Source organism: Micromonospora sp. NPDC000663, from assembly GCF_042898105.1.
Lineage (GTDB): Bacteria > Actinomycetota > Actinomycetes > Mycobacteriales > Micromonosporaceae > Micromonospora.
This window is the reverse complement of the sequence record NZ_JBIAYR010000008.1, coordinates 127,691-152,554: the sequence shown is the minus strand read 5'-3', so window position 1 is coordinate 152,554 and position 24,864 is coordinate 127,691. Positions and strand designations below refer to the sequence as shown.

19 protein-coding genes are annotated in these 24,864 nt (G+C 71.2%); 12 read left to right on the top strand and 7 right to left on the bottom strand.

Annotated elements, in window-relative coordinates; all coding sequences use genetic code 11:
• Positions 1-93 precede the first annotated feature (93 nt).
• Together ACFY1S_RS23915 and ACFY1S_RS23910 are read left to right on the top strand one after the other, a co-directional pair.
• Positions 94-1,392: an aspartate aminotransferase family protein gene (locus ACFY1S_RS23915; RefSeq protein WP_387121991.1), complete on the top strand. Its 1,299-nt coding sequence runs from the start codon at positions 94-96 to the stop codon at positions 1,390-1,392.
• Complete coding sequence (locus ACFY1S_RS23910; protein WP_387121988.1) at positions 1,389-2,876, top strand: CoA-acylating methylmalonate-semialdehyde dehydrogenase; 1,488 nt, start codon at positions 1,389-1,391, stop codon at positions 2,874-2,876. Before ACFY1S_RS23915 ends, ACFY1S_RS23910 begins: the two co-directional genes overlap by 4 nt.
• On the opposite strand, the gene ACFY1S_RS23905 is transcribed toward ACFY1S_RS23910, so the two are convergent.
• Positions 2,848-4,248, bottom strand: a complete 1,401-nt coding sequence (locus ACFY1S_RS23905) for an acyltransferase (protein ID WP_387121985.1) — start codon at positions 4,246-4,248, stop codon at positions 2,848-2,850. The genes ACFY1S_RS23910 and ACFY1S_RS23905 overlap by 29 nt on opposite strands.
• A gap of 201 nt (positions 4,249-4,449) precedes the next feature.
• On the opposite strand from ACFY1S_RS23905, the gene ngcE (ACFY1S_RS23900) reads away from it, so the two are divergent.
• The 3 genes from ngcE (ACFY1S_RS23900) (at position 4,450) to ACFY1S_RS23890 (ending at position 7,731) form a co-directional block, all read left to right on the top strand.
• A complete protein-coding gene (ngcE, locus tag ACFY1S_RS23900; RefSeq protein WP_387121982.1) occupies positions 4,450-5,862 on the top strand; it encodes an N-acetylglucosamine/diacetylchitobiose ABC transporter substrate-binding protein in 1,413 nt (470 codons plus the stop codon).
• 64 nt (positions 5,863-5,926) lie between these two features.
• The gene (locus tag ACFY1S_RS23895; RefSeq protein ID WP_364362814.1) at positions 5,927-6,835 is read left to right on the top strand and encodes a sugar ABC transporter permease; all 909 of its coding nucleotides are present in this window, start codon (positions 5,927-5,929) and stop codon (positions 6,833-6,835) included.
• Positions 6,832-7,731, top strand: a complete 900-nt coding sequence (locus tag ACFY1S_RS23890) for a carbohydrate ABC transporter permease (RefSeq protein WP_364362815.1) — start codon at positions 6,832-6,834, stop codon at positions 7,729-7,731. The genes ACFY1S_RS23895 and ACFY1S_RS23890 overlap by 4 nt, the downstream gene beginning before the upstream one ends.
• 152 nt (positions 7,732-7,883) lie before the next feature.
• Here ACFY1S_RS23890 and ACFY1S_RS23885 read toward each other — a convergent pair whose 3' ends face one another.
• Positions 7,884-8,873: an N-acetylglucosamine kinase gene (locus ACFY1S_RS23885; protein WP_387121978.1), complete on the bottom strand. Its 990-nt coding sequence runs from the start codon at positions 8,871-8,873 to the stop codon at positions 7,884-7,886.
• Between the two features lie 203 nt (positions 8,874-9,076).
• Here ACFY1S_RS23885 and ACFY1S_RS23880 point away from each other — a divergent pair, with 203 nt between their 5' ends.
• Genes ACFY1S_RS23880 through ACFY1S_RS23860 form a run of 5 tightly spaced genes read left to right on the top strand, consistent with a single transcriptional unit; the run spans position 9,077 to position 14,118 of the window.
• Positions 9,077-10,039: a MurR/RpiR family transcriptional regulator gene (locus tag ACFY1S_RS23880; RefSeq protein ID WP_387121975.1), complete on the top strand. Its 963-nt coding sequence runs from the start codon at positions 9,077-9,079 to the stop codon at positions 10,037-10,039.
• Positions 10,036-10,785, top strand: coding sequence for an SIS domain-containing protein (locus ACFY1S_RS23875; protein ID WP_364362818.1), 750 nt, complete (start codon positions 10,036-10,038; stop codon positions 10,783-10,785). Before ACFY1S_RS23880 ends, ACFY1S_RS23875 begins: the two co-directional genes overlap by 4 nt.
• A gap of 27 nt (positions 10,786-10,812) precedes the next feature.
• A complete protein-coding gene (ngcE, locus tag ACFY1S_RS23870) occupies positions 10,813-12,264 on the top strand; it encodes an N-acetylglucosamine/diacetylchitobiose ABC transporter substrate-binding protein (RefSeq protein ID WP_387121972.1) in 1,452 nt (483 codons plus the stop codon).
• A 16-nt stretch (positions 12,265-12,280) separates the two neighbouring features.
• Positions 12,281-13,189, top strand: a complete 909-nt coding sequence (locus ACFY1S_RS23865) for a sugar ABC transporter permease (protein ID WP_364362820.1) — start codon at positions 12,281-12,283, stop codon at positions 13,187-13,189.
• Positions 13,189-14,118 (top strand): carbohydrate ABC transporter permease, encoded by a 930-nt coding sequence (locus tag ACFY1S_RS23860; RefSeq protein WP_364362821.1) that lies wholly within the window; start codon positions 13,189-13,191, stop codon positions 14,116-14,118. Before ACFY1S_RS23865 ends, ACFY1S_RS23860 begins: the two co-directional genes overlap by 1 nt.
• 6 nt (positions 14,119-14,124) lie before the next feature.
• On the opposite strand, the gene ACFY1S_RS23855 is transcribed toward ACFY1S_RS23860, so the two are convergent.
• Positions 14,125-15,822 (bottom strand): ABC transporter ATP-binding protein, encoded by a 1,698-nt coding sequence (locus ACFY1S_RS23855; protein WP_387122140.1) that lies wholly within the window; start codon positions 15,820-15,822, stop codon positions 14,125-14,127.
• Positions 15,823-15,872: 50 nt separating this feature from the next.
• Positions 15,873-17,606 carry an ABC transporter ATP-binding protein gene (locus tag ACFY1S_RS23850; protein ID WP_387121969.1) on the bottom strand — a complete coding sequence of 578 codons (1,734 nt, stop codon included), beginning with the start codon at positions 17,604-17,606 and terminating at the stop codon, positions 15,873-15,875.
• 99 nt (positions 17,607-17,705) lie between these two features.
• On the opposite strand from ACFY1S_RS23850, the gene ACFY1S_RS23845 reads away from it, so the two are divergent.
• Positions 17,706-19,415 carry a bifunctional 3'-5' exonuclease/DNA polymerase gene (locus tag ACFY1S_RS23845; protein ID WP_387122137.1) on the top strand — a complete coding sequence of 570 codons (1,710 nt, stop codon included), beginning with the start codon at positions 17,706-17,708 and terminating at the stop codon, positions 19,413-19,415.
• 205 nt (positions 19,416-19,620) lie between these two features.
• A complete protein-coding gene (locus ACFY1S_RS23840) occupies positions 19,621-20,214 on the top strand; it encodes an NTP transferase domain-containing protein (protein WP_139585168.1) in 594 nt (197 codons plus the stop codon).
• A 147-nt stretch (positions 20,215-20,361) separates the two neighbouring features.
• Here the strand turns inward: ACFY1S_RS23840 and ACFY1S_RS23835 are convergent, their stop codons facing one another.
• Genes ACFY1S_RS23835 through ACFY1S_RS23825 form a run of 3 tightly spaced genes read right to left on the bottom strand, consistent with a single transcriptional unit; the run spans position 20,362 to position 24,856 of the window.
• Positions 20,362-21,759, bottom strand: a complete 1,398-nt coding sequence (locus ACFY1S_RS23835; RefSeq protein ID WP_387121966.1) for a GH1 family beta-glucosidase — start codon at positions 21,757-21,759, stop codon at positions 20,362-20,364.
• A complete protein-coding gene (gene yicI, locus ACFY1S_RS23830) occupies positions 21,756-23,987 on the bottom strand; it encodes an alpha-xylosidase (RefSeq protein WP_387121963.1) in 2,232 nt (743 codons plus the stop codon). The genes ACFY1S_RS23835 and yicI overlap by 4 nt, the downstream gene beginning before the upstream one ends.
• On the bottom strand, positions 23,984-24,856 hold the full coding sequence (locus ACFY1S_RS23825) for a carbohydrate ABC transporter permease (RefSeq protein ID WP_387121959.1): 873 nt from the start codon (positions 24,854-24,856) through the stop codon (positions 23,984-23,986). Before ACFY1S_RS23825 ends, yicI begins: the two co-directional genes overlap by 4 nt.
• Positions 24,857-24,864 lie beyond the last annotated feature (8 nt).

Genomic DNA, 24,864 nt, shown 5'->3' with positions numbered 1-24,864 from the left:
GGACGCTCCCTGCGCTACACAGTGGCAGTTGTCCATGCCGGCGTGGTGGTGGGAGCGTGCGGTATCCACGAACGCCGCTGAAGGGTGCCCACGATGACCGACGACCTGCTGGCCCGGCACCGGGCCGTGCTCCCGTCCTGGATGCCGCTGTACTACGCCGAGCCGATCGAGCTGGTCTCCGGCTCGGGCCGCCGGGTCGTCGACGCCCAGGGGCGCAGCTACCTGGACTTCTTCGGCGGGGTGCTCACCAACATGATCGGGTACGACATCCCGGAGATCCGGGAGGCGGTCGAGCGCCAGCTCGCCACCGGCATCGTGCACAGCTCGACGCTCTACCTGATCCGCCAGCAGGTGGAGCTGGCCGAGAAGATCGCGCAGCGGTCCGGCATCCCGGACGCCCGGGTGTTCTTCACCAACTCCGGCACCGAGGCGAACGAGGCCGCGCTGCTTGTCGCCACCAACCACCGCCGTTCGCACCAGATCCTGGCCGTGCGCAACAGCTATCACGGCCGGTCGTACGCGGCCATGGGTGTCACCGGCAACCGCAACTGGTCGGCCAGCGCCCTCAACCCGCTCCAGGTGGCCTGGCTGCACTCGGGTGACCGGGTGCGCGGTCTGCTGGCGCGGTTGAGCGCCGAGGAGCAGGTCGACGCGGCGGTGGAGGACCTGCGTGAGGTGCTGGCCACCCAGACCACAGGTGACGTGGCCGCGCTGATCGCCGAGCCGATCCAGGGCGTCGGCGGTTTCGTGCATCCGCCGGACGGGCTCTTCGCCGGGTGGAAGAAGGTCCTCGACAAGCACGGCATCCTGTTCATCGCCGACGAGGTGCAGACCGGCTGGGGGCGTACCGGGGAGCACTTCTGGGGTTACCAGGCGCACGGCGTCACCCCGGACCTGCTCACCTTCGCCAAGGGCATCGGCAACGGGTTCGCCCTGGCCGGGGTGGTCGGCCGCGCCGAGGTGCTCGAGGCCGTGCCGGCGATCAGCTTCTCCACGTTCGGCGGCAACCCGATCTCCACGGCGGCCGGCAACGCGGTGCTCGACTACCTGCTCGCGCACGACCTCCAGGCGAACGCGGCACGCGTCGGCGCGATCCTCGCCGACGGCCTGCGGTCCGCCGTGGGCGGTCTCGACTGCGTCGCCGAGGTACGCGGAAAGGGGCTGATGCTCGGCGTCGAGTTCGTCAGGCCGGGCACCAGCGAGCCCGACCCGGCGTTGACCAACCAGGTCTTCGAGGCGTGCCGTTCCGGTGGCCTGCTCGCCGGCAAGGGCGGCCTGTACGGCAACGTGCTGCGGATGGGTCCACCGTTGACGCTTACCGAGGAGGAGGCCCGCGAGGGCCTGGCGATCCTCGTCGACGCGATCCGCTCGTCGGCGGGGGTGGCGGCATGAGCATCGGACACTTCATCGACGGCAAGCGGGTCGGCGGCACGTCCGAGCGGCGTGGCGACGTGTTCGACCCGGCGACCGGTAGGCGTACCGCCGAGGTGGAGCTGGCCTCCGCCGCGGACGTGGACGTCGCGGTGCAGGCCGCGGCCCGCGCGGCGCGGACCTGGCGGGACGCGTCATTGGCCAGGCGGTCGGCGGTGCTGTTCGCGTTCCGCGAGCTGGTACACGCTCGCCGCGACCGGCTCGCCGAGGCGATCACCGCCGAGCACGGCAAGGTGCTCGCCGACGCCGCCGGCGAGGTGCAGCGCGGCCTGGAGGTCATCGAGTACGCCTGCGGTCTGCCGTCGGCGCTGCGCGGGGCGTTCAGCGAGAACGTGTCCACCGAGGTCGACTCGTACACCATCCGGCAACCGCTCGGGGTGGTGGCGGTGATCTCGCCGTTCAACTTCCCGGTGATGGTGCCGCTGTGGTTCGTGCCGGTGGCGGTGGCCTGCGGCAACGCGGTGGTGCTCAAGCCGAGCGAGAAGGACCCGAGCGCGGCGCTGCTGCTGGCCGAGTGGTTCGCCGAGGCTGGTCTGCCCGACGGGGTGCTCAACGTGGTCAACGGTGACTCCGAGGCCGTCGACGCGCTGCTGGACCACCCGGAGGTGCGGTCGGTGTCGTTCGTCGGCTCCACCCCGATCGCCAGGTACGTCTACCAGCGCGGCACCGCGGCCGGTAAGCGGGTGCAGGCGCTCGGCGGCGCGAAGAACCACATGGTGGTGCTGCCCGACGCCGACCTGGACCTGGCCGCCGACGCGGCGGTCAACGCCGGGTTCGGCTCGGCGGGGGAGCGGTGCATGGCCATCTCGGTGCTGGTGGCCGTGGAGCCGGTCGCGGACGCGCTCGTCGAGCGGATCGCCGCGCGGATGGCCGGTCTGCGCACCGGCGACGGACGGCGGGGCTGCGACATGGGTCCGCTGGTCACCGCCGCGCACGCCGCGACTGTGCGTTCCTACGTGGACGCCGGGGTGGCCGCCGGCGCGGTGCCGGTGGTGGACGGGCGGGACGTGACGCCGGACGGCGACCCGGACGGCTTCTGGCTGGGCCCTACGCTGTTCGACCGGGTGACCACCGACATGTCGATCTACACCGACGAGATCTTCGGTCCGGTGCTCAGCGTGGTCCGGGTCGACTCGTACGACGAGGCGGTGGAGCTGGTCAACGCCAGCCCGTACGGCAACGGCACGGCGATCTTCACGAACGACGGCGGCGCGGGCCGGCGCTACCAGCACGAGGTGGAGGTGGGCATGGTCGGGATCAACGTGCCGATCCCGGTGCCGATGGCGTACCACTCGTTCGGCGGCTGGAAGTCGTCGCTCTTCGGTGACCTGCACGCGCACGGCGAGGACGGGGTGCGGTTCTTCACCCGGGGCAAGGTGGTCACCAGCCGGTGGCTCGATCCCCGGCACGGTGGGGTCAACCTCGGCTTCCCCACCCAGACCTGAGCAGCCGCAGGGTGCCCGCCCCGACCAGGTAGGCCACCAGGGCCGCGACGGGCACCCCCAGCGGCTCGGGTGCGGTCTTCGGGGCCTCGCTGTTGACCACCAGGCCGACCACCACCGCGGCGAAGCCGCCGGCGGTGAGCAGCGTCCGCGCGGTCGCCCGCCAGCCGGCGGCCGGCCGCCCGGCCGGTGGCTCGCGGCGGCTGGTGCCCTCCTCGATTCTTCCGAAGACGGCGACCAGCGCGGCCAGCACGACCGACAGCAGCAGCACCCAGGGCACCCGCCAGGCCAGCCAGGCGGCCGAGCCCACCGGCGGCGTCGGCAGCACCCGCACCGCGTCGAGCGCGCCGACCAGCAGGATCGCGGCGGTCAGGTGCCAGAGGAACACGGTCAGGACCACCGCGTTCACCGCGATCACGGCCTGCCAGGGGCGGGGCCGGTGCAGCCACCGTTCCGCCCGTTCGCGCAGCAGCAGGATCAGCCCGAACTGCGCGGTGGCCAGGGCGAGCAGCGCCAGGCTCGGCGGTGCGGCGTTGTCCAGCCGCACGCCGGGCACGTTGAGCATGCTGACCGGGTACGGCCCGGCGGCGGTCAGCAGCAGCGCGACGCCCAGCCCACCGAGCAGCAGCGGCCACCCGACCCGCCGGTCGCCCACCCAGTTGGCCCGCGCGTCATGGTCGTCCTTGCGCGCGGTGCGCGCGTCATGGTCGTCCTTGCGCGCGGCGCGCGCGTCGTGCCAGGCGAAGCCGAGCTGGTGCACGGCCAGCCAGCCGAAGAGGTAGTTGCCGTAGGCCAACTCGTCCGGTCCGCGGAGCCGGCCCAGGTCACCGGCGGCGACCAGGGCGGCCAGCCCCAGCGGCACGAGCACGCCGAAGCGCCGGTGCAGCGCGTACATCACCGGGGTCAGCGGCACCACCAGCAGGTAGGCGGCGAGGAACCAGAGCGGGATGGTGGCGAACCAGACGACGGTGCGGATCTGCTCGGCCCCGGCGCCGGCCAGCCGGGCCACCAGCGCGCCGCAGGCGAGCACCAGCAGGAGCGCGCTGGTGGGCCGCAGCAGTCGCGCGCTGCGGTTCAGCAACCAGCCGGTGGCGTCGCCGCCACGCGCCCGGCGGGCGGTCAGCGAGGCCGCGTTGGCGTACCCGCCGACCAGGAAGAAGACCGGCATCACCTGGGCCACCCAGGTCAGTGGGTACGCCCAGGTCAGCTCGTCTAGAGCGGAGTGAGCGGTCGGCCGGCCCGCGGCGTCGTACCCGATGGCGGCGACCGTCCAGTGTCCGAGGACGACCATGATGATCGCCAGGGCGCGGAGCAGGTCGACGATGCGTTCCCGGGCAGCCGGCGTACCGGCGGCGAGCTGCCGCAGACGGCGCATGGCCCGAGGCTATGCCACCGGAGTCCGTCCGAGGGTGATAACGGTTCGGACGCCGGGGCTTGAAAGCGGCGCGCTCCTGCCGTAGAAATTCTTCAGCAACTTTAAATGAAATGAAGACAAGCAACACATCCCCCGCGCGCCTCGTGCGACGGACGCCTTCCCCCTTCGCGGCGACCGCCCGACCCGACCCGAGGAGAACCCATGAACAGGCGTGACATCCTGCGGCGTAGCGCCGCCGCCGGTCTGCTGGCCACCCCCGCCGCCGGTCTGCTGACCGGTTGCGCGACCGGCGGCGCCGACAAGGGCGATGCCGAAACCTACAAGGGCACCAAGAGCGCCGAGAACCCGCTCGGCGTGAAGGAGGACGCCCCGCTCGAGGTGGTGATCTTCGGCGGCGGCTTCGGCGAGGAGTACGCCAAGGCCCACGAGGCCATGTACACCGAGAAGTACCCGAAGGCGAAGATCAAGCATTCCGCCACCCAGGAGATCAGCAAGACCCTCCAGCCACGTTTCGTCGACGGCACCCCGCCCGACGTGGTCAACAACTCCGGTGCCGGCCAGATCGACTTCAACGGCCTGGTCAGCCAGAACGCCATCGCCGACCTCGGCGAACTGCTCGACGCGCCGAGCCTCGACGTCCCCGGCAAGACGGTCCGGGAGACCCTGCTGCCCGGCGCGGTCGAGATCGGTTCGTACGACGGCAAGTTCCTGGTGATGAACTACACCTACACCGCGTACGGCATCTGGTACTCCAACAAGCTGCTCACCGACCGTGGCTGGACGTACGCCAAGACCTGGGACGACCACATCGCCCTGTGCAAGCAGATCAAGGCCGCCGGCATCGCCCCCTGGACGTACGCCGGCCTGCACCCGCGCTACATGAGCTGGCCGCTGATCTCCACCGCGATCAAGCTCGGCGGCCCGTCGGTGGCCACCGCCATCGACAACCTGGAGCCGAACGCCTGGAAGTCCGACTCGATGCGCACCGCCGCCGACGCGTGGCACCAGATCGTCAAGGACAAGTACATCCTCGACGGCTCCTCCGGCCTGGACCACAAGCAGTCGCAGACCGCCTGGTGCCAGGGCAAGGCCGCCTTCATCTCCTGCGGATCCTGGCTGGAGAGCGAGCAGAAGGACGTCACCCCGGCCGGCTTCAACATGACCATCGCGCCCACGCCGAGCCTGGGCAGCGGCGACAAGCTGCCGTTCGAGGCGATCCGGGGCACTGCGGGCGAGCCGTTCATGGTGCCCGCCAAGGCCCGCAACCTCGCCGGCGGGCTCGAGTACTTCCGCACCATGCTGTCCCGCAAGGGTGCGCAGGACTTCACGAAGAAGGTCTCCAGCCTCACCGTCGTCGCCGGCGCCAGCGAGGGCGCGGACCTGCCGTACGGGCTGAACACAGTGGTCAAGGCGCTCGACGCGTCAGGCGCCAACGGCTTCAACTGGGTCTACAACAACTACTACCGCAAGCTGGAGCGCAACCTCGTCGACGCCGCGTGCGGCGAGTTCTTCAGCGGCCGGATCGGCCCTGCGGAGTTCCTCGACCAGTGCCAGAAGGGCGCCGACTCGATCGCCCAGGACAGCTCGATCAAGAAGTACAAGCGAGCGGCCTGACCGCCCGGCCGGTGGGGGAGACGACCACCCCCACCGGCCGTATTCCCTCGGAGAGGTCCTTCTCGTGAGACATGGCAAGTGGCCGCTGATCGTCACGTTCCTGGTGCCGCCGGTGCTGCTGTACGTGTTCTTCGTCGTCTCGCCGTACCTTCAGGCGTTCCAGATCTCCACCACCGACTGGCTCGGCTACTCCGCCGACGCCAACCCGGTCGGTCTGGCGAACTTCAAGGCCCTGTGGCGCGACGACTACGTCTGGAACGCGCTGAAGAACAACGGCATCCTGCTGGCCCTGGTGCCCGTGCTGACAATCGTGCTCGGGCTGTTCTTCGCCACCATGCTCGCCATGGGCGGACGCAAGGGCCGCGCCGGAGTCACCGGGGTACGCGGCGGCGCGTTCTACCGCACCGTGTACTTCTTCCCGCAGGTGCTCTCCGTGGTGATCATCGCGCTGCTGTGGAAGGAGGTCTACCACCCCAACAAGGGCCTGCTCACCAGCGCACTGCACGGCCTCGGCCTGCCCTCGCCGACCTGGCTCGGCGACCCGGCGACAGCCTTCTGGTGCGTCCTCGCGGTGATGGTGTGGAGCAACGTCGGCTTCTACGTGGTGCTGTTCGGCGCGGCCATGTCCGCGGTGCCGAAGGAGATCTACGAGGCGGTGCTGCTCGACGGCGCGTCCCGGTTCACCACCCTGCGCCGGGTCACCCTGCCGCTGCTCTGGGACACCGTGCAGGTCGCCTGGGTCTACCTGGCCATCTTCGCCCTCGACGGGTTCATCCTCGTGCAGCTCATGACGAACGGTGGGCCGAACTTCTCCACCGACGTGATCGGCGTACGGATGTACGACACCGCCTTCGGCAGCGAGACCAAGTTCGGCTACGCCTCGGCGATCGGCGTGGTGATGTTCTTCCTGACCCTCTCGGTTGCCGTGCTGTCGCTGCGGATCGGCCGGCGCGAACGGATCGAGTACTCGTGACCACACTGGACAAGCCCGCCGCGACCGCACCGACCCCTACCGCTCGGCGGGACCGTCCCGTACGCCGGGAACTGGGCGTCGCCAACACCCTGTCGCACGGCTTCCTGCTGATCTGGGGCCTGCTCACCGTCCTGCCGCTGCTGTGGATGTTCCTCAGCTCGTTCAAGACCAACGGCGAGATCCTGGCCGACCCGTGGGGGCTGCCCGGGGCGCTGCACTGGGACAACTGGGCGCGGGCCTGGACCGGCGCGCACATCGGCAGGTACTTCCTCAACAGCCTCGTGGTGGTCACCGGCTCGGTGAGCCTCACCATGCTGATGGGCGCCACCGCCGCGTACGTCTTCGCCCGGTACGAGTTCCGGGGCCGGCAGTTCGTCTACTACCTGTTCGTGGGCGGACTGATGTTCCCGGTGTTCCTCGCCCTGGTGCCGCTCTTCTTCGTGGTCCGCAACGCCGGCCTGTTCAACACCTGGGTCGGGCTCATCCTCGTGTACGCGGCCTACTCGCTGCCGTTCACCGTGTTCTTCCTGACCGCGTTCTTCCGGACCCTGCCGACCTCGGTGGCGGAGGCCGCGATGGTCGACGGCTGCGGTCACTTCCGGCTCTTCTTCCGGGTCATGCTGCCGATGGCGCGTCCGGGACTGATCAGCGTAGCGATCTTCAATTTCCTCAGTCACTGGAACCAGTTCCTGCTGCCGCAGGTGCTCATGCAGGGCGACGAGTCCAAGTGGATGCTCGCCCAGGGACTGTTCGCGTTGTCGGTCAGCCAGGGTTACGCGGGCGACTACGCGCGGCTCTTCGCCGGGCTGAGCATCGCGGTGCTGCCGGTGCTCGCGATCTACGTGGCCTTCCAGCGCCAGGTCCAGACCGGCCTGACCGCCGGCCAGCTCAAGTAGCCCCGACCGAACCCGATCAGAGACGCCTGCCGCGCCTCCCCGGCCCTCGGCCCCCGGCTAACGATCCGCGCAACTTCAGGGAAACTGCTGCCTCAACGCGCCCCGGGACAGCTGTCTCCCCGACAGTGCGCGGGTCGCGCCGCGTGGCGGGGTCAGGGGGCGGTGGGGAAGAGGCGGGCGTGCAGGGCGGCCGGGTCGGTCAGCTCGGTCAGGTCGCGGGCGGCGAGCCAGGCTGCGGCGGCGGCCCCGTCGCCGGCGGTACGCAGCGGCGCGTGCGGCCAGTGCCGGCTGATCTCGGCCCGGACGGCGGTGGCGAGCGGGGTGTCAGCGGTGAGCAGTCCGCCGCCCAGCACGACGGGTGTGTCGGCTCCGGCCGCGCGGATCCGGCTGACACTGGACGCCAGGTGCGCGGCGGCCTCGGCGATGAGTGCGGTGGCGATCGGTTCGCCGTCGGCGGCGGCGGTGACCACGAGTGGCGCGAGCCGGGCCAACTCGACGGGGGGTCGTCGGGTGACCGCCTGGATGGTGGCGTCGACCGTGTCGCGGGGGCGTGGGGCGATGTCGGCGCTGCCCATCAGTTCGGTGAGTACCGCCGTGGCCAGCGCGCCCGGCGTGTGGCCGGCGTCGAGGTCGGCGAGGAGCCGGCGAACCGCCTCGCGGCCGAGCCAGAAACCGGACCCGGCGTCGCCGAGCAGCCACCCGTGACCGTCGGCGACGCGGTCCAGTCGCAGGTCGCGGACCTTGGCGGTGATCGCCCCGGTGCCGGCGATGAGGACCGTCCCGTCGGGCTCGGCGGTGCCGGAGGCGTACGCGACGAGGGCGTCGCCGTGCACGGCGTACGGGCAGCGCAGGCCGGCGTCGTGCCAGGCGCGGTCGAAGGCGGCGCGTCCGGTCGGGTCGGCGAGTAGTCGGGCGGCTCCGGCCAGCCCGATGGTGCCGGCGGCCACCCGATTCGGGTCGACGCCGTGCAGCGCGCCTCGCAGCGCGGTCAGCAGCTCGGCGGCGGCCCGTTCGGCGCCGTGGCTGGTGGGGTTGCCACCGCCGGCGCGTCCGGTGCCGAGGCGTTCACCGGTGAGGGTCAGGGCGGTCGCCCGGGTGGACGTACCGCCGACGTCGAGGCCGACCACGACGGTGTCGGACATCGGCACGGGCCTCCTTGCGCTGCGCGGCGATGGGCCTGTTCATGCTGGTCGGCCCGCTCGCGTCGGGCAAGGTCCGGCGTGCGGGAGGGGCTGTGCGCCAGGTAACAGTTTGAAAACTTCTCCCACGGTCTTGACACGGAGGGGCCTGCAGTAAGAAATTTTACCACTATCAGTTAACAGTCCTTTCGGATGGTGAGGCGTCAATGGTTGATCACGAGGTGGACACCGCCGCGGGGACCGCGGTGGTCGACGCCGACGCGTTCGACCGGCGGGGCACGCCCGGGTCGGCCTCGGACGGGGTACTGGCTCGCGTCCGCAACGGGCTCGCCGAGCTGACCGGGGCGCTGCGTCGCGTCGCCGAGCACGTGCTCAGCGACCCGGAGGCCGCAGCCCGCTCCACAATCGTGGAGCTGGCCGAACGCAGTGGCACCTCACCCGCGACCATCACCCGCTTCTGCCGGGCGATGGGCTTCGAGGGGTACGCCGACCTGCGCCTCGGCATCGCCTCCGAGACGGGCCGGGCACGCTCCGCCGGATGGACCGTCGACATCGGACGCGAGATTCAGCCGAGCGACCCGCTGGCCCGCGTGCTCGACCAGATCATGGCCGCGGACACCCGCGCCATGCACGACACCGCCGCGCTGCTCGACCTCGCCGAGGTGGAACGGGCCGCCGTGGCGATCGCCGGCGCGAGTCGGGTGAACATCTTCGGCGCCAGCGGCAGTGCGCTGGTCGGCGAGGAGATGCAGTTCAGCCTGCACCGCATCGGGGTGGCCGCGTGGGCGTGGAACGACGTGCACGAGGGCCTGGCCAGCGCCGCGCTGCTGCGCGCCGGAGACGTGGCCCTGGGCATCTCGCACACCGGGCAGACCCGCGAGACCATCGAGATGCTCGCCGAGGCCGGTAGCCGGGGCGCCACCACGATCGCCCTCACCGGCTTCCCCCGCTCGCCGCTGGCCGAGCTGGCCGACATCGTGCTGCTCACCGCCAGCCAGGCGACGACCTTCCGGCCGGACGCGCTCTCCGCCCGGCACCCCCAGCTGGTGGTGCTCGACCTGCTCTACATCGCCGTCGCGCAGCGCACCCACGACCGCGCCCACGCGGCCTTCCAGCGCACCGCGCAGGCAGTCGACGGGCACAAGGCCGCGAAGGGAGCCAGCTCATGATCAGCGCCCAGGGGTACGCGGACGCGGTCCGCCCGGTGCTCGACCGGCTGCTCGACTCGCAGGCCGACGGGCTCACCCGGGCCGCCGACCTGATCGCCGAGAGCCTGCGCGCCGGCGGTGTGCTCCAGGCCTTCGGCGCCGGACACTCCGAGGCGTTCGCCGCCGAACTCGTCGCCCGCGCCGGTGGGCTTGTCCCCACCAACCGGCTCTCGGTACGGGACCTCGTGGTGCACGGTGACGCTCCGCGCGACGTGCTCGCCGACCCCAAGCTGGAACGCGACCCCTCGATCGCCCACCAGATCTACGCGCTCGCGGCGCCGCAGCCGCGCGACGTGTTCGTGGTGGCGTCCCAGTCCGGCATCAACGGCTCGGTGGTCGAGCTGGCGGCGCTGGTCACCGAGCGCGGTCACCCGTTGATCGCGGTCACCTCCGTCGAGCACACCGCACGGGTCGCCCCACGGCACCCGTCCGGTCAACGGCTCGCCGACCTCGCCGACGTCGTGCTGGACAACGGCGCGCCGTACGGCGATGCACTGCTGCCGCTCGAGGGCGGCGGCGCGGTCTGTGCGGTCTCCTCGGTCACCACGGCGCTGCTGGCGCAGTTGCTGACCGCGGAGGTCGTACGACGGTTCCACCAGGCCGGAGAGGTGCCCCCTATCTACCTCTCCGCCAACGTCCCCGGCGGGGACGAGCACAACATCGCCCTCGAGTCGCGGTACGCCGGGCGTCTCCGGCGCACCGCCTGACCCGAAATTCCACAAGGAGAGACGACGATGTCGATTACCCCCGAACACCCGGCCGCGCTCGACCGCCGCACGGTGCTGCGCCGCGCCGCCGCCGTGGGTGTGCTCGCCACTCCGGCCATCGGCCTGCTGGGGGCCTGCGCCACCAGCGGGAGCGACGGCGACAACGAGCAGGTCGCCGGCGGCACCAAGAGCGAGAAGAACCCGCTGGGCGTGAAGGAGGACGCCCCGATCGAGGTGGTCATCTTCAACGGCGGTTACGGCGAGAAGTACGCCACCGACGTGCACGAGCCGCTGTACAAGAAGGCGTTCCCGAAGTCCGAGGTGAAGCACCAGGCGACCCAGGCGGTCTCCACCGTGCTCCAGCCCCGGTTCGCCTCCGGCAACCCGCCGGAGTTCGTGAACAACTCGGGTGAGAAGTTCCTCGACTTCGGCGCGCTCGTCAACGACGGCCAGCTCCAGGACCTCACCGAGCTGTGGGACGCGCCGTCGGTCGACGACCCGAGCAAGAAGGTCCGCGACACCGTCATCCCGGGCATCGTCGAACAGGGCATGTTCAACACCGCCGACGGGCAGCGCAAGCCGTTCGTCCTGTACTACGTCTCGACGGTCTACGGCATCTGGTACTCCGGCAAGCTCTTCAAGGACAACGGCTGGACCGCGCCGACCAACTTCGAGCAGTTCAAGGCGCTCTGCGAGCAGATCAAGGCCAAGGGCATCACCCCGTACGGCTACGCCGGGGCGAACGCGGCCTACTACCAGTGGAACGTGATCCTCAGCCAGGCCGCGAAGATCGGCGGCGCGGACGTGCTGAAGAACATCGACAACCTGGAGGACGGCGCCTGGAAGCAGGACGCCGTCAAGCAGGCCGCCGAGGCGTGGGCCGAGATCGGCGCGAAGTACTCGGACAAGAGCTTCGAGGGGCTCAAGCACACCGACGTACAGCTGCGGCAGAACCAGGGCAAGGTCGCCTTCTACCCGTCCGGCGACTGGCTGGAGAACGAGCAGAAGAAGGACACGCCGGCGGGCTTCACCTACCAGCTCATGCCGGTGCCCAGCCTGACCGCGTCGGACAAGCTGCCCGCGACGGCCATCCGGGCTGCCGGTGGCGAGGGCTACTTCGTCTCGTCCAAGAGCAAGAACCCACGCGGCGGCATGGAGTACATGCGCCAGATGCTCTCCAAGTCGGGCGCCCGGGGCTTCACCGAGACCGTCGGCGCGGCCACGGTGGTCCCGGCCGGCAGCGAGGGCTTCCAGTTCCCGCCCGGCGTGGCCAGCGCGCAGGCGGCGCTGAAGGCGGCCGGCAACGACGTGTTCAACATGCTGTTCGACAACTGGTACAAGGAACTCGACACGGAGGCGCGCACCGCCACCAACGAGCTGATGTTCGGCCGGATCAAGGCGGACGCCTTCGTGGAACGCATCCAGAAGCGCGCCGACGCGATCAAGAAGGATTCCTCCGTCACCAAGTTCAAGCGCTGATCGGAGCGTAGGGGTCATGCGGCACGGCAAGTATCCATTCGTGGTCGGGTTCCTGTTCGCCCCGGTCGCGCTGTACGTGACATTCGTGATCTGGCCGTACGCGCAGGCGTTCCAGATCTCGATGACCAACTGGCGGGGCCTGTCCGCCCCGCAGTGGGTGGGCTTCGACAACTACCGGAGGTTGCTCGACGACGGGGCCTTCTGGAAGGCGGTCCAGCACCACGGCGTACTGCTGCTTGCCCTGCCGCTGATCACCATCGCCATCGCCTTGTTCTTCGCGTTCCTGCTGAACGTGGGCGGCAAGAGCAGTGGTGGTCAACGCCAGGGGGTCTGGGGGTCGAAGTTCTACCGGGTGGTGTTCTTCTTCCCCCAGGTCCTGGCGGTGGCCATCATCGCGGTGCTGTTCCAGATGGTGTACCGGCCGAACGAGTCCGGCCTGATCAACGGCGTGCTGATGAAGTTCGGCATGGAGCCGATCCTCTTCCTGGTCAAGCCGAACCTGGCCCTGTGGTCGATCCTCGCGGTTCTGGTCTGGCAGGCGGTCGGCTTCTACGTGGTGCTCTTCTCGGCCGGGATGGCCTCCATTCCGGGCGAGATCTACGAGGCCGCCGAGATGGACGGGGCGACGAAGGTGACCCTGTTCTTCCGGGTCACCCTGCCGCTGCTGTGGGACACCCTCCAGGTGGCCTGGGTGTATCTCGGTATCGCGGCGTTCGACGCGTTCGCCATCGTGGCGGTGCTCTCGGTGGACGGTGGCGGTCCGGACGGCGCCACCACAGTCCTGGCCATGGAGATCTACCGCAACGCGTTCGTCTACTCGAAGTACGGCTACGCCTCGGCGATGGGCGTGGCGCTGTTCTTCCTCACCCTCACGTTCGCGGCGTTGACGCTGCGGCTCAGCAAGCGGGAAAGCGTGGAGTACTGATGAATCCGCAGTCGACGCTGCCGCCGACCCCGGCGGCCCTGCCGCCGAAGACCGGTGACCCGTCCGCCCCGACCGGGCGGGGGCGCAAGGGCCCCCGCTCGGAGGTACGGCTCTTCGCGGGCCTGGGGCACGTCGCGCTCGCCGTGTGGGCGGTGATCGTGATCGTGCCGATCCTCTGGACCTTCCTCGCCGCGTTCAAGAACACCAGCGAGATCTTCAGCAGTCCGTGGACGCTGCCGGCGGAGCTGCGCTGGGAGAACTTCGGCCGGGCCTGGACCAAGGCGAACGTCGGACGGTACTTCCTCAACAGCGTGATCGTGGTGTCGTGCAGCACGTTCGGCACCATGCTGCTCGGCTCGATGGCCGCGTACGTGCTGGCCCGGTACAAGTTCTGGGGCAACCGGGCGATCTACTACCTGTTCGTGTCCGGGTTGGCGTTCCCCGTCTTCCTGGCCCTGGTGCCGCTCTTCTTCGTGGTGAAGAACCTGGGCCTGCTGGACACCCACACAGGTGTGGTGCTCGTCTACATCGCCTACTCGCTGCCGTTCACCGTGTTCTTCCTGGCCGCGTTCTTCAAGACGCTGCCGTCGTCGGTGGCCGAGGCGGGGATGATCGACGGCTGCGGGCACACCCGGCTGTTCTTCCAGGTGATGATGCCGATGGCCAAGCCGGGCCTGATCAGCGTGGCGATCTTCAACATCATCGGCCAGTGGGCGCAGTACCAGTTGCCGTTGGTGCTGCTCTCCAACGCCAAGGACAAGTGGGTGCTCACCCAGGGCATCGCCGACATCTCGGTCAACGCCGGCTACGAGGCCGACTGGTCCGGGCTGTTCGCCGCGCTGACCATCGCCATCCTGCCGATGATCATCGTGTACGCGGTCTTCCAACGCCAGATCCAGGCCGGCCTCACCTCCGGCGCGGTGAAGTAACCCCGGTCACCTCGGGCGCTCGTCGGCCTGCGTGTGCCAGGAGTGCCAGAGTGCCGCGTACGCCCCGTCGGCAGCCACGAGATCATCGTGGCTGCCGATCTCGGTGATCCGGCCGTCGGCCAGGACGGCGACCCGGTCGGCGTCGTGCGCGGTGTTGAGCCGGTGCGCGATCGCGATGACGGTCCGCCCGACGAGCACGGCGGCCAGGGCCCGCTCGGTACGCCGGGCGGTGCTCGGGTCGAGCGCGGCGGTGGCCTCGTCCAGGATCAGCGTGTGCGGGTCGGCGAGCACCAGCCGGGCCAGGGCCAGTTGCTGTGCCTCCGCCGGGCCGAGCTGCCGGGCGCCGTCGCCGAGCGCGGTGTCCAGCCCGTCGGGCAGCTCGGCGTACCAGTCGGCGCCCACCGTGCGCAGCGCCGCGAGCATCTGGTCGTCAGTCGCGTCGGGTGCGGCGAACGACAGGTTGTCGCGGACCGAGCCGATGAAGACGTGGTGCTCCTGCGTGACAAGGGCGATCCGCCGTCGGCGTTCGGCGGGGTCGAGGTCGGTGATCGGGCAGCCGCCGATGCTGACGACGCCGCGCCGTGGCGCGTCGATCCCGGCCAGCAGCCGGGCCAGTGTCGACTTGCCGGCGCCGGACGGCCCGACCACGGCGAGTCGCTCACCGGGTCGCACCTCCAGGTCGATGCCGTGCAGCACGTCGTGCCCGTCGGAGTAGGAGAACCGCGCACCGCGCACGACGAGCCGTTCGCCACGCGAGCTGGCCGCGCTGCCGGACGGCTCCGGCGGAACCAGGCCCACGCCCAGCACCCGGGCGTACGACGCGAAGCCGCGCTGCGCCTGCTCGGTCCACTGCAACAGCCGGTCCAGCGGCTCGATGGCCTGTTGCAGGTAGAGCGCGGCGGCCACCACCGCGCCGAGCGAGACCATGTCCCGGGTGAGCAGGTAGCCGCCGACGAGCAGGACCAGGGCGACCGGCAGCGGATAGCTGGCCTCCACCACCGAGAAGAAGACGGTCCGCAGCGCCAGGGTCGCCCGTCGGGCTCGCCACACCCGGGTGACGCGTGTGGTGCCGTGCCGGATGCGGTCGTCGGTCAGCCGTAGCGCCTCCACCGTACGGGCGCCGTCGGCGGTGCTCGTCAGCGTCTCGGTCAACTCTGCGACCGCCGCCCCCTCGGCGAGGTACGCCGAGCTGGCCCGGCGCAGATACCACCTGGTCACCGCCACGATCGAGGGCATCCCGGCGAGCGCGGCGAGCCCGAGCACCGGGTGCAGCAGGAACACCGCGCCGAACAGCAACGTCAGCTGCACCGAAGCGATGACGATTGTGGGCACCACGTCGCGGACCGTCGTCCCGACCGTCGCCACGTCGACCGAGCTGCGGGTCGCCAGGTCGCCGGAACCGGCGCGCTCGACGACCGAGACCGGCAGCCCGAGCGTCCGGCTGACGAACTGCTCGCGCAGCTCGGCGACGGCCCGCTCACCGAAGCGGTGACCGGCGTACTGGGCGAACCGGGCGAGCAACGCGCTGACCACGACGCAGCCGGCGATGGCCAGCGCCAGCCGGTCCACAGTGGCCACGCCCGCCCCGGCGGTGACCCGGTCGACGATGGTGCCCAGCAACCACGGCGGGGCGAGCCCGGCGACCGCGGCGGCGCTGTGCAGCGCCAGCACGACAGCGACGGCCCGGCGGTGCCGGCTGATCATGTCCCGTAGCGCCAGTCGTACGGTGCCGCGGTCCGCGACCGGCAGACGGCTCACCGGTACGCCTCCTCGGCGCCGGCGGGCCGCTCGGCGTCGGGGTCGTCGCTGCCCCGGGCCACCAGGTGCCGGTAGTCCGGATCCCGGTCGAGCAGGTCGGTGTGGGTGCCGACGGCGCTGATCCGGCCCCCGCTCAGATACGCGACCTCGTCGGCCCGGCCGAGCAGCAGCGGCGACGTGGCGAGCACAAGCGTGGTCCGCCCGGCCCGCGCGGTCCGCAGCCGCTCGGCGATCCGCGCCTCGGTGTGCGCGTCCACCGCCGAGGTCGGGTCGACGAGGATCAGCACCTCCGGCTCGGCCAGGAGCGCGCGGGCCAGGCGTACCCGTTGGCGCTGACCCCCGGAGAGTGTCCGGGCCCGGGCGTCCAGCGGAGTGTCCAGCCCGGCCGGCAGGGCGTCCACGACGTCCTGCGCCGAGGCGGTCCGCAGGGCCGCGCCGATCCGTTCGTCGTCGGCACCGGGGCGCAGGACGTCCCGCAGGGTCCCGGCGAAGAGGTACGAGTCGTGGTCGGCGACCAGGATCCGGGCGCGGACCTCGTCCAGGGCGATCCCGCTCAGCGGCACGCCGCCCCAGGTGGTGTCGCCGGCGACGTACCGGCCGAGCCGGTCGGCAAGCGCCACCGCCGCGGCCGGGTCGTCGCAGGCCACACCGGTCAGCCGGCCGGCGCGTACGGTCAGCCCGGTCACCGGGTCGTGCAGGTCGGCGGGGCCGGCCGGCGCGGCCACGCCCTCGGGGTGGCGCGCGTCCGGCACGGTGCCCGGCCACCGGCGACCCGGCCCGCCCACGTCGTCAGGTGGCACGTTGAGCAGGTCGGCGATCCGTCGGGCGGCGACCCGACCCCGGATCAGCTCGTAACTGCCCTCCAGCAGGAACCAGACCGGCACGATCAGGCTGGCCACGTAGCCGTAGACGGCGACCAGTTCGCCGACCGTGACGGTGCCGTCGACCGCCATCCGGGCCGTCAACCACACCACCGCCGCCAGGAACAATCCGGGGATGGCGACAGTCGCCGCGTCGATCCAGCTCACCACGGCACCGACCCGGTACCCCTCGGCGCGCAGGTCCTGCGAGCGGTCCGCGTACCGGCGGGCGAAGAGGTCCCGGCCGCCCACCCCGGCGAGCACCCGCAGCCCGGCCACGATGTCGCCGGAGCGGGCCGTGAGCGCGCCCTGCTGCCTGCGGTAGGCCGATTCGGCCCGTTCGAGCCGGCGCAGCAGCGGGCCGACGACCAGCCCGACCGCCGGCACTCCCACCAGCACGCAGAGCGCGAGCACCGGGGAGATCGACCAGAGCAGCACGGCGACGACTCCGTACGCGACGACCGCGCCGACTCCCGGCCCGGTCAGCGTGAGCACCTGCGCCGACCAGTCGATGTCGGAGCCACCGACGGTGGCCACCTCACCGGCGGCGGTCCGGCGTGGCAGCGCCGCCCCGACCCGGGACAGGTGACGCAGCAGGACCTCCGCCGAGCGGGCCTTGGCGTCCTCCCGGATGAAGGTCATCGTGCGGTGCCGCATGATGCCCAGGTACGACAGGCCCATTCCTGCCAGGATGATCGCCGCGACCCAGAGGACCAGGGCGCGTGTGTCACCGGCGCGCAGCCCGTCGTCGACGGCCCGGGAGATCAGGTAGGGCCGGGCCGCCAGCCCGACCATCCAGGCCGTGCCGAGCACGCTGCCACGCAGCACGCGCCCGGGCTGGCAGCGGACCAGCCACCACAGGTACCGCATCGGACCGCGAGTGTCGGGAGTGCCGGGCTCGGAGTGCGGGATCGGCGGGGGCACCCGAACACGCTACCGAGCGTCCGGTCGACCCACCGACCCGTTTTCCTGTCGCAGGGGGAAGGCAGAATCACATTCGTGCTGGTGGCGGTGGTGGCGGGCGAGCGGGGCGGGGGAGAGCTGCGTCCGCTCGACGCCGCCGGCCGGCCCGCCGGCCCGGTCGAGACCGTCAGCGACCTCGCGGCGGCGGTGGCAACACGGGAGGCCGCCGAGCATCCGCGCTGGGTCTGGGCCACCGCCGGCGCGATCTACCCGGCGCTGCTGCGGGCCGGCGTGCGCGTCGAGCGGTGCCATGATGTGGAGCTGACCGAGGCGTTGCTGCTCGGGCACGCCGGCCGTTGGGGGGAGCCCCGCTCGCTTGCCGCCGCCTGGGCCCGACTGAGCGGCGGCCCGGTGCCACCCGACCCGCCGCCGCGCGCCGCCGCGCCGCCCGGGCACGGCCAGGGCGCGCTCTTCGACGCGCTGCCCGGCCCGCCGGGCCCGGGCATCGAGGCACTGACCCAGGTGTACGCCGACCAGCTCGCCCGGGTCGCCACGACCGAGCACCCGGGCCGGTTCCGGCTGCTGGTGGCCGCCGAGTCGGCCGGCGCGTTGGTCGCCGTGGAGATGGGCGCCGCGGGGCTGCCCTGGCGGGCCGAGGTGCACGACGCGATCCTCGCCGAGCTGCTGGGCGAGCCGTCCCCGGTGGGTGGGCCGCCGCGCCGGTTGGCCGACCTGGCTTCCCGGATCGCCGACGCATTCGGCGTACGCCGGCTGCACGCCGATTCCCCGGCGGAGCTGTTGAAGGCGTTCGCGCGGGTCGGCGTGGAGCTGCCCAACACCCGGGCCTGGGTGCTGCGCGGTGTGGACCATCCGGCGGTGCCGTTGGTTCTCGAATACAAGGAGCTGTACCGAATCTGGACGGCGCATGGCTGGTCGTGGCGTGAGCAGTGGGTGCGCGACGGGCGGTTCCAGCCGGAGTACGTGCCGGGCGGAGTGGTCTCCGGCCGCTGGGCGACCCGGGGCGGCGGCGCGTTGCAGATCCCGAAGGTGATCCGCCGGGCGGTGGTGGCCGACCCGGGCTGGCGGCTGGTGGTCGCCGACGCCGGTCAGTTGGAGCCGCGTGTGCTGGCGGCGGTCTCCGGCGACGCCCGGCTGGCGGCGGCGGGCGGGGCCGGCGATCTCTACGCCGCGCTCGCCCGTGACTCGTTCGGCGGTGACCGGGCGCGAGCCAAGGTGGCGCTGCTCGGTGCGATGTACGGGCAGACCGGCGGGGCGGCGGTGCCCGCGTTGGCGGTGCTGAAGCGCAGCTACCCGACGGCGTTCGGCTTCGTCGAGGCGGCGGCGCGCACTGGTGAGGCGGGTGGGTTGGTGCGGTCCTGGCTCGGGCGTACGTGCCCGCCGGGCACGTACGGGTTCGGTGACTCCGACGACGCGCCGCTCGATCCGGACGCGGCGGCAGATCCGCAGGGTCCTCGGGCGCGGGCCGCCCGGTCGAGGGGGCGGTTCACCCGCAACTTCGTCATCCAGGCCACCGCCGCGGAGTGGGCGTCGACGTTGTTGGCGACCCTGCGGACGGAGCTGGCCGGCAGCACCGCCGAGCTGGTGTTCTTCCAGCACGACGAGGTGGTCGTGCACGCCCCGGCGGGCGAGGCCGCCGACGTCGCCGAGGCGGTCAGCCGGGCGGGGGAGCGGGCGTCGGCGCTGCTGTTCGGTGCCACACCTGTCCGTTTTCCGCTGGATCTGTCCATCGTCGACTGTTACGCGGACGCGGCCTGACCGGTCGGCGCCGACCCGTCAGTGATCGCCGGTCCGGCATCGCGTCCTCGACGGTGGTGGGCTCCGATGCGTAACGGTTGCACTATTTCTCCTTTTCGCCCCGCCACCCGCGAGCCGCCGTCCTCGTTGCAGTGTCCGTAGGAGGGGCCGACCGGTCACGGTCGGTGCCGTGCTGGAGGGGGCGCAGCTGAACCGGATCGCAGCAATGATCATCGCCGCAGGCGGGGGACGACGGATCGGTGGTCCCGAGGCCCTGCTGCACCAGGGTGAGAAGCCACTGGTCAACCAGATGATCGACACGATGACCGAGGCGGGCTGCGAGCAGATCGTGGTCGTGCTGGGTGCCGCCGCCGATCAGGTCCGGGAAACCGCGGACCTGGGCAGGGCCACCGTTGTGATCAACAAAGCGTGGGGCACCGGGGTCGGTTCGTCCATCCGGGCCGGCCTGGCCGCCATGGACGACGACGGGATCGAGGCGGTGGTGGTGGTCCCTGTCGACATGCCGGGCCTGACCGCCGCGGCGGTCCGCCGGGTGGCCGCGCTGCCGTACCCGGACGTGCTTGTCTGCGCCACCTACGACGGGTTGCGCGGTTACCCGATGCTGTTCGGCCGTCGGCACTGGCCCGGCATCGCCACGCTGGCCAGCGCCGACGTGGGCGCACGCCCGTACCTGCTGGCGCACAAGGACCAGATCGTCGACATCGCCTGCGACTCGGTGGCCGACGGCAGCCGGGTCGACACCCCGGAGCTGATGGCGCTGTACGGCCTGACCGTCCCACCGCAGCGCGTGGGCGTCTAGCGGTAGCGATCAGACCCCACCCCACCACCCCACCCCACCCCACGCCACGCCGATCTTGCGGTTTCTGTCGCTCTTATGTGTGCAATGCACGTTATGCCCCGGCAGGAAGTGCAAGATCGGCGCGTGGGTGGGGGCGGGTTTCTCTGGTCAGGCCAGCTCGCCGGTGGTGGCCAGGTGCTGGTACCAGTGGGCGCTGTCCTTCCAGGTGCGGACCTGGGTGTCGTAGTCGACGCGGATGATCCCGAAGCGGCGGTCGTAGCCGTAGCCCCACTCGAAGTTGTCCAGCAGCGACCAGACGAAGTAGCCACGGACGTCCGCGCCCTGCGCCCGGGCGTCGGCCATCGCGCCGATGTGCCGGCGCAGGTAGTCGATGCGCCGGTCGTCGTGGATCCGGCCGTCGGCCGACACCACGTCGTCGAAGGCCGCGCCGTTCTCGGTGATCATCATCGGCTGGCTCGGGTACTCCCGGTGCAGACGCAGCAGCAGCTCGGTCAGGGCCGGCGGGTCGATGTTCCACCCCATGGCCGTGTACGGGCCGGGCTGCGGCAGGAAGTCGACGTGCTCGGCGGCGACCCAGGGCGTCGAGGTGGAGGCGCCGTGCCCGTCCGCGTCGGAACGCGCCGACACCCCGTCCCAGGCCCGGACGAGCGTGCTGGAGTAGTAGTTCACTCCGAGCACGTCCAGCGGCACCGCGATCAGCTTCTCGTCGCCCTCGCGGACGAACGACCAGTCGGTGACCGGCGCGGTGTCGGCGAGCAGGTCGGCCGGGTACTCCCCGTCCAGCATCGGGCCGAGGAACGCCCGGTTGGCCAGGGCGTCGATCCGCCGTACCGCATCGCGGTCCGCCTCGGAGTCCGAGGCCGGCCGGATGACGTGCAGGTTCAGCGTCACCGACAGCTCGGCGGCGGGGGCCACCTCCCGAACCACCCGTCCGGCCAGGCCGTGGGCGAGGTTGAGGTGGTGCACCGCGGCCAGCGCCGCCGCCGGTTCGGTCCGGCCCGGCGCGTGTACGCCGGAGGCGTAGCCCAGGTACGCGGAGCACCACGGCTCGTTGAGCGTGGTCCAGGTGTGCACCCGGTCGCCCAGCGCGCCCACGATGCCTGCCGCGTACTCCTGGAAGCGCAGCGCCGTGTCCCGTACCGCCCAGCCGCCGGCGTCCTCCAGCTCCTGCGGCAGGTCCCAGTGGTACATGGTGGCCACCGGGCGGACGCCCCGCTCCAGCAGACCGTCCACGAGGCGGGAGTAGAAGTCGATGCCTGCCTGGTTGAACCGGCCCGACCCGCCCGGCTGGACCCGGGGCCAGGAGACGGAGAACCGGTACGCGCCCAGCCCCAGCTCGGCGATGTGGTCCAGGTCCTGCTGCCACAGGTGGTAGTGGTCGGCGGCCACGTCACCGGTGTCACCGTTGAGCGTCCGCCCGGGTGTGTGGCTGTACGTGTCCCAGATGGACGGTCCGCGGCCGTCCTCGGTCGCGGCGCCCTCGATCTGGTACGCGGCGGTCGCCGACCCCCACAGGAAGCTCTCCGGGAAGTGGTGTTGCGTCATCGTTCTGTCCCCTGGATCTCGCAGATGTAGCCCGTCGAGGCGCCGGTGACCAGTTCGGCGCTGGCCGCCACACCGTCGTAGCGCACCTCGAACTCGGCGCCCGGACCGTGCCCGGGAGACGGTACCCGCACCCGGGTCCGCTGCCCTCGCGCCGGTGCGTAGAGCCGCAGCCGCACGTCGTCCGCCCACTCGTAGTCCGGTCGGTCGGTGCGGGAGCCGAACGGGATGACCGCGCCGGGGCGGGCGAGCACCGGCAGGCTGTCGTACCCGTGCTTCTCGGTCACCCACGCCGGCCCGGTTACCTGCGCGCCGGTGAGCAGGTGCGTCCACGTGCCGGCGGGCACGTAGTAGGTGACCTCCCCGTCGGCGCTGAGCACCGGCGCGACAAGCACGTCGGAGCCGAGCATGTACTGCCGGTCCAGGTACGCGGTGGCCGGGTCGTCCGGGAACTCCACGATCATCGGGCGCATCATCGGCGTACCGTCGCGCTGCGCCTCCTGGGCGGCGGCCGCGAGGTACGGCATCAGGCTGAGCTTGAGCTGCGTGAAGTGCCGCAGCACGTCCACGGCCTCGTCGTCGAACTCCCACGGCACCCGGTACGAGCCGGAGCCGTGCAGCCGCGAGTGCGAGGAGAGGAGCCCGAACGCGACCCACCGCTTGAATACGGCCGGGTCGGGGGTGCCCTCGAAACCGCCGATGTCGTGGCTCCAGTAGCCGAAACCGGACGCGGCCAGGGACAGTCCGCCGCGCAGCGACTCGGCCATGGCGACGAACGTCGACTCGCAGTCGCCGCCCCAGTGCACCGGGAACTGCTGCCCGCCGGCGGTGGCCGAGCGGGCGAACAGCACCGCCTCGCCCTCTCCCCGCTCGGACTCCAGCAGCTCGAAGACCGCCTTGTTGTAGAGGTACGAGTAGTAGTTGTGCATCCGCTGCGGGTCCGAGCCGTCGTGCCAGACCACGTCGGTCGGGATGCGCTCGCCGAAGTCGGTCTTGAAGCAGTCGACGCCCATGTCCAGCAGCGCCTTGAGCTTGCCGGTGAACCAGCGCACGGCGTCCGGGTTGGTGAAGTCGACGAGCGCCATGCCGGCCTGCCACTTGTCCCACTGCCAGACCGAACCGTCCGGGTTGCGGACCAGGTAGCCGGCCTCGCGGCCCTCCTCGAACAGGTAGGAGCGCTGGGCGATGTACGGGTTGATCCAGACGCACACCTTCAGGTCGCGCTCGTGCAGCCGGCGCAGCATCCCCTCCGGGTCGGGGAAGGTCGCCGGGTCCCAGACGAAGTCGACCCAGTGGAACTGGCGCATCCAGAAGCAGTCGAAGTGGAACACCGACAGCGGCAGCCCTCGCTCGGCCATCCCGTCGACGAACTCGGTAACCGTCTTCTCGTCGTACGAGGTGGTGAACGACGTGGACAGCCACAGCCCGTACGACCAGGCGGGCACCCGGGCGGGGCGGCCGGTCAGCGCCGTGTAGCGGCGCAGCACGTCCTTCGGGGTGGGCCCGTCGATGACGTAGTAGGTGAGGGTCTGCCCCTCGACGCTGAACTGGGTCTGGGCGACGACTTCCGAGCCGACCTCGAACGACACGTGCTCCGGGTGGTCGACGAACACCCCGTAACCGGCGCTGCTGAGGTAGAACGGCACGTTCTTGTACGCCTGCTCGCTGGCCGTGCCGCCGTCGGCGTTCCAGATGTCGACGGTCTGGCCGTTCTTGACGAACGGGCCGAAGCGCTCGCCCAGCCCGTACACCGTCTCGCCGACGCCCAGCGCGAGCCGCTCGTGGACGTGCCGGCGGCCCTCGGCGTCGGTGACGACGCCGATGCTGCGCCCGGTGGACGCGGTGATGAGCCGGTCGCCGTGCAGGAACTCGACCCGCCAGCCGTCGATGAGCGCGACGCGTGCGGTGAGGTCAGCTGTGGTCAGTGTCGCGCTGAGGCCCGTGACGTCGACGGTGACCGGGTGCGCGTCGTCGGTGGTCAACCCGAAGTGCGGCTCGCGGGGCAGCCCGCCGGTGTGGTGGGCGATGGTGACTCCGACGACGCCGGGGGCGGGGGTGAAGAACCGGACGGTGACGACGGGCCGGTTGAGGGTGTCGCCGCGTCCGGTGATCCGACCGGCCGGCGCGAAGACTGTGAATCCGCGGTCGTCCGGCTCGACCGACTCGACGGTGCCGGGTCGCAGGACACTGACACCGGGGCGCAGTTGCCAGTACCCGTCGGTGAACTTCACTTCTCGGCTCCTGCCGTGATGCCGCGCGCGAGGGTGCGCTGGAAGATGAGGAAGAAGAGGATGGCCGGCACCAGGCTGATCAGCGAGCCGGCGTTCGTGGTCGGAGCGTCCATCAGGCGGTCACCCTGCAACGACGCGAGCGCGACCGGGATGGTCTGCGTCTGGTTGTCGATGAGCATGACCAGCGGGATGAGGAACTCGTTCCAGGTCCAGATGAAGAAGAAGATGAGCAGTACGGCGAGGGTGGGTCGCAGGTTGGGGAAGACCACCCGCCACAGCACGGTCCACTTGCCGGCGCCGTCGAGCGCGGCCGCCTCCAGCAGCGAGCGCGGGAACGTCCCCATGACCGAGGCCAGCAGGTACGTGCCGAACGCGCTCTGGATCACGGTGAAGATGATGATCACCGAGAGTTGGGTGTTGTAGAGGCCGATCTCCTTCGCCCCGTAGTACAGCGGGTAGATCAGCGCCTCCTGCGGCAGCATGTTGGCCAGCAGGAACAGCCCGACGATCCAGAGCCGTCCACGGACCCGGCCGATGCCCAGCGCGTACGCGTTGAGCAGGGAGACGGCCACGCCGAGGACCGCCACGGACCCGGCGATGAGCGTGGAGTTCCAGAGCTTGAGCGGGAAGTTCACAGTGGTCCAGTACGTGCGCAGACCCTTGGTGTAGAACTCGCCAGGCCAGCTCAGTGGCCCGCCCGAGGAGTAGTCGCCGGGTGACTTGAACGCGTTGAGCAGCATGAACGCGAACGGCACGAGCATGACGAGCGCGCCGACGGTGACCAGGGCGAGCACCACCCAGCGGCTCGCGCCGCGGTGGTGCCGGTCGCGGACCGGCCGGCCGGCCGACGCGGGCGTTTCGGTGATCATGACCGCCA